The sequence below is a fragment of the Pseudomonadales bacterium genome, from assembly GCA_013215025.1.
In the GTDB taxonomy this organism is placed as follows: Bacteria; Pseudomonadota; Gammaproteobacteria; order Pseudomonadales; family DT-91; genus DT-91.
The window spans coordinates 1-4696 of the sequence record JABSRR010000122.1 but is presented as its reverse complement, the minus strand read 5'-3'; the positions used below and the strand labels follow the sequence as shown (position 1 = coordinate 4696).

Annotated in this window: 5 protein-coding genes; 2 read left to right on the top strand and 3 right to left on the bottom strand. The window is 46.4% G+C overall.

Features of this window, described 5'->3' with window-relative positions:
* Positions 1 to 300 (bottom strand): hypothetical protein (locus tag HRU21_08870; protein ID NRA42402.1); only part of this gene is annotated, 300 nt, incomplete at its 3' end.
* A 66-nt stretch (positions 301 to 366) separates the two neighbouring features.
* Entirely contained in the window at positions 367 to 1251 is an 885-nt protein-coding gene (locus HRU21_08865; GenBank protein NRA42401.1) for an RluA family pseudouridine synthase, read from the bottom strand.
* A gap of 69 nt (positions 1252 to 1320) precedes the next feature.
* On the opposite strand from HRU21_08865, the gene HRU21_08860 reads away from it, so the two are divergent.
* The gene (locus HRU21_08860) at positions 1321 to 2328 is read left to right on the top strand and encodes an NAD-dependent epimerase (protein ID NRA42400.1); all 1008 of its coding nucleotides are present in this window, start codon (positions 1321 to 1323) and stop codon (positions 2326 to 2328) included.
* Entirely contained in the window at positions 2318 to 3952 is a 1635-nt protein-coding gene (pgi, locus tag HRU21_08855; GenBank protein NRA42399.1) for a glucose-6-phosphate isomerase, read from the top strand. Before HRU21_08860 ends, pgi begins: the two co-directional genes overlap by 11 nt.
* A gap of 333 nt (positions 3953 to 4285) precedes the next feature.
* Here the strand turns inward: pgi and HRU21_08850 are convergent.
* Positions 4286 to 4696, bottom strand: a 411-nt coding sequence (locus HRU21_08850; protein ID NRA42398.1) for an ammonium transporter, incomplete at its 5' end; no start/stop codon positions are given.

Below are 4696 nucleotides of genomic sequence, written 5' to 3'. Positions count from 1 at the left end.
ACGAAACGCGGTTGCCTGCTCTACCCGACCAATACGTTGATCCTTGCCTTCGAAGTTGCGGCCTAAGCCGAGTGAATAACAGCTTAGGCCAAGATTATTAAGAAAATACTTTAAGCCCGTCATAGAGCCATCAGTGCCTCCATAACCGGGAAACAGTAATACTGGGTGCGGTTCAAATAGCGTTTCATCTTTTAGACGCTGCTTGGTGAGATAGCGTGCAAGACCGATAGTCTCAAACGTTGCGCGTGGAATATCGGTAATCAGATCGCTGGTATTCGGCATCGGGTGCAGTGCTGTCACGATTCTCTCCTTATTGGGTCATATTAAATTTTTTACGCGCCTTGCTAGGCTTCAGATTTTTCATAGCTAATAGGCTGCAGCTAACTGCTGTGCCATAGGTAAAACAAACTGCTGCGCACCATCACTCAATTCTGTATCAAAATTCAACTCGGTTGCACGTAGTTGCAAGTCGATATCGCCTGCGGTAGCAGAGCCGTATAAACGATCACCTATAATCGGTATGCCTATCGATGCTAGATGTTGTCGAATTTGATGTTTTCGACCCGTTTTTATAACCACATCTAACAGCGTCACTGTTGGGCAGTTAAATATCTCTTGTGATTCTGCCATGTTTATTTCGCGCAGGCTTGTCACTTCTGTATGGGCGGATTTATTATCAACCGGAGTGTCTATAAGAGTTGTATGGCAATGCGCTGCATAGTGAGCACCCGACACGATTGCCTGATATCGCTTATATACCTGCCGCGACGCAAAGCGCTGCGCTAGGTCTGCTGCACAGTTTTTACTGTGCGCCACGATCACCAGGCCTGAGCTTGCCTTATCCAGTCGATGTACAGTAAAACATGGCTTGTTTGACTGAAACTGTTTTTCAACAAAGCGACATAAGGTTGTATGGTCACCCCATAAACTGCCCTGACACAGCATTCCCGATGGTTTATGCCATACCGAATAATCACCGCCGTCGTGTATTAAGTTGGCAGCCTGTGGCTGCAAGGCCTGAATAGCAGGGTTGAAATATAGCTCTAAGACATCACCCACTTTCATTCGACTATCGGCGCGGCGCAGACGTCGGTGGGTTTTACCACGGCTAAGCCATACCGCGCCATTGTGCATGATTTTTTTGATCGCCGTAGCGGAGATACCCGATGCTTCGGCCAATAGCACGCTTGGCTTATGCTCAAGCTGCTGCAGGCTGTCAATCGAGAGCTGTAGTTGAATCTTTTCAGGCATTACAGTCATCGCTAGGTTTCATTCTTAGCAAATGCTATGCTTAGTATTTTTAAAATTCAAGATGTAAACATGCAAGTTTTAGTGACTGGTGCGGCCGGTTTTATTGGCCATAAGCTCTCAGAAGTTCTTTTGGCCCGCGGCGATTCGGTTGTCGGGATTGATAATTTAAATGATTATTATGCCGTAGCGCTTAAACAGGCACGTTTAGCCCGACTCTCGGCAACAGCAAACTTTACTTTTTACCCTATTGATATTGCAGACCAAGCGGCTATTCAGAAACTGTTTCGCGAGCACCGCTTTGACCGCGTCGTCAATCTCGCGGCGCAGGCTGGCGTTCGTTATTCCATCGACAACCCTATGGCTTATATTGAGGCTAACCTCACTGGCTTTGGACATATTTTAGAGGCCTGCCGTCATAACCACGTTGAACATTTGGTTTATGCCTCGTCAAGCTCGGTTTACGGTGCTAATGAATCAATGCCGTTTCGAGTTGAAGACAATGTTGATCATCCCGTCAGCCTGTATGCGGCCAGCAAAAAAGCGAATGAGTTAATGGCGCATACATACAGCAGTCTGTATCAACTGCCCACCACCGGCCTGCGTTATTTTACCGTGTATGGGCCATGGGGCCGACCTGACATGGCGCTGTTTAAATTCACTGAAGCAATGCTGGCGGGCAAAGCGATTGACGTATACAACTATGGTAATCACCAGCGTGACTTTACCTATATTGATGATATTGTCGACGGAACGGTCAAAGCCTTAGACCGAATCGCCCAACCCAATCCAAACTGGCAGGCAGCAAGCCCAGACCCTTCAAGCTCTTACGCGCCTTATAAGATCTATAATATTGGCTGTCATCAGCCTGTTAACTTATTGGACTTTATTCAAACTTTAGAGCGCTGCCTTGGCATTGAGGCTAAAAAAAATATGCTGCCGATGCAGGCCGGTGATGTACAAGCCACCTTTGCCGATGTATCGCAGCTGATGCAAGACACCGGTTATCAACCGAGCACCTCGATCGATGAAGGTATCCAGCAGTTTGTTCATTGGTACAAGGATTTTTATGCCGTCTAAACACTCAACACCTAGCACATTAACAGCGTCAACGGCTTGGCAGGCGCTGATTCAACATCAACAAGAAATGTTGGGTTTCAACCTCAACCAAGCCTTTGCCGATAATTCATTGCGCGCCGAACTGCTAAGTCTTGAAAGCTGCGGTATTTATTTCGACTATTCTAAGCATTTAATCAAACCGCAAACGCTGAAGCTGTTATTTGATCTTGCAGCACAACAGCAGTTGCAATCGCGCATTCAGGCCTTATTTGCAGGTCAGCATGTCAACAATACAGAAGATCGTCCTGCTTTACACACCTTATTGCGCTATCAAGATTCAGCGCATGTACCGCGCAGTTTACAGCCTATATTTGCCGACGTCGTCAAGGTCAAACAGCGCATGCGTGAAGTTTCACAACAGGTATTAACGGGTCAGATACGCGGCTTTAGCGGTAAGCCATTTACCGATGTTGTGCATATTGGTATTGGTGGTTCTGATCTTGGTCCTGCGATGATTTACCAGGCATTATCCGCTGTTCATCAACCGGGCATTCGCTGTCATTATGTGGCCAATATATGCGCTAACGATATTACTGAAACTTTAGCCGCGCTTAACCCGCATACCACCCTATTTATTCTTGCATCCAAATCTTTCACCACACTTGAAACATTAGAAAATGCGAATACTGCAAGACGCTGGCTACTTGCAAGCTTAGAGCAGCCTGAGGCGGTTGCTGCGCATTTTTATGCGGTAAGCGCTAAACCTGAAAAAGCCGCCGCTTGGGGCGTTAAACCTGAGTTTGTGCTGCCATTTTGGGACTTTGTCGGTGGCCGTTATTCGAGCTGGTCTGCTATAGGCTTGTCGCTCTGTATTGGGCTTGGCTATGAACACTTTGAAGCACTTTTGAGCGGCGCCGCCGCTATGGACCAGCACTTCTTGCATGCTGCGCCAGAACAGAATATGCCAATCATTTTAGGCCTGCTGGGTATATGGTATACCAATTTTTGGCAACGTCAGGCACATGCGGTTGTACCCTACGATCATCGTCTGCGTCGCTTTCCGCAATTTTTACAACAGCTAGAAATGGAAAGTACCGGTAAATGTGCCAACCTCGATAATCAACAGATTGATTATCAAACCTGCCCGGATATTTGGGGGGAAGCTGGCTCCAATAGCCAACACTCCTTTTTTCAACAGCTGCACCAAGGCAGTGATTTTACCCCGATAGATTTTATTGCCGTGGCCTCAGCGCCACACGGTTTACAAAGCCATCAGGATTGGCTGCTAGCAAACTGCTTTGCACAATCGCGCGCACTGATGCTTGGTCAAACTGACAATACACCGGGGCTTGAACAACATAAATTTATGCCCGGCAACAAGCCTTCTAGCACGCTGATGATCGACACACTCACGCCTGCCAATCTCGGTGCATTGATGGCGCTATACGAACAAAAAGCCTTCGTGCAGAGTGTTATTTGGCACATCAACCCCTTTGATCAATGGGGCGTTGAATTAGGTAAAAAATTATCGCAATCGATTAAAGCTGAAATCGACCGCAATGCCGATTTTAACACCTTGTTAGCCGATGGCTTTGATGCCTCTACCGCATCGCTTCTGCAACGCTATTTACACAAGGCTGATTGAGACGCTTGACGCTTCAGCGCGTCTCTATTATCAATTTATTGTTTGTCTACCTATCTTCCTATCTGCCTATCCCTTCAAAGGGCTTTATTTTTCGTAAGCCTATATTCAAAACTTGTATAGCCTTGTTAGCTTTAGACTTATAACAGCTACTGGACGGTTCTCAGGTTTCATGCCATAGCTCTCAGAACTGATTGATTCGATCTATTAGTTAATATCAGCAAACGCTTAGAAAGTGACTGTAAAGACAAGTTAATTTGAAAAGTATTTAAACAGACATAAAAAAACCCGCACTAGGCGGGTTTTTTTATGCGTTATGCATGATGCATCTAGGCATTACTTCTGAGTAACAAACTCAGGGTAAGCTTCTAGACCACATTCGTGAACATCAACACCGTCGAACTCTTGCTCTTCAGTTACGCGGATGCCCATAACTGCTTTGATAATGCCCCAAGTGATTAAACTTGCGCCAAATACCCAAACAAAGATAGTCGCTAGACCAACAAGCTGACCAGTTACTGATGCACCACCAGTTACACATACAGCCATTACACCGAAGATACCAACAGTACCGTGAACAGAGATAGCGCCCACAGGATCATCGATTTTAAGCTTGTCTAGAGTAACGATAGAGAACACAACTAATGCACCACCGATAGCACCAACAATGGTTGCCGCTAATGGCGAAGGTGAAGCAGGATCAGCAGTGATCGCTACAAGACCTGCAAGTGCGCCGTTTAAGGCCAT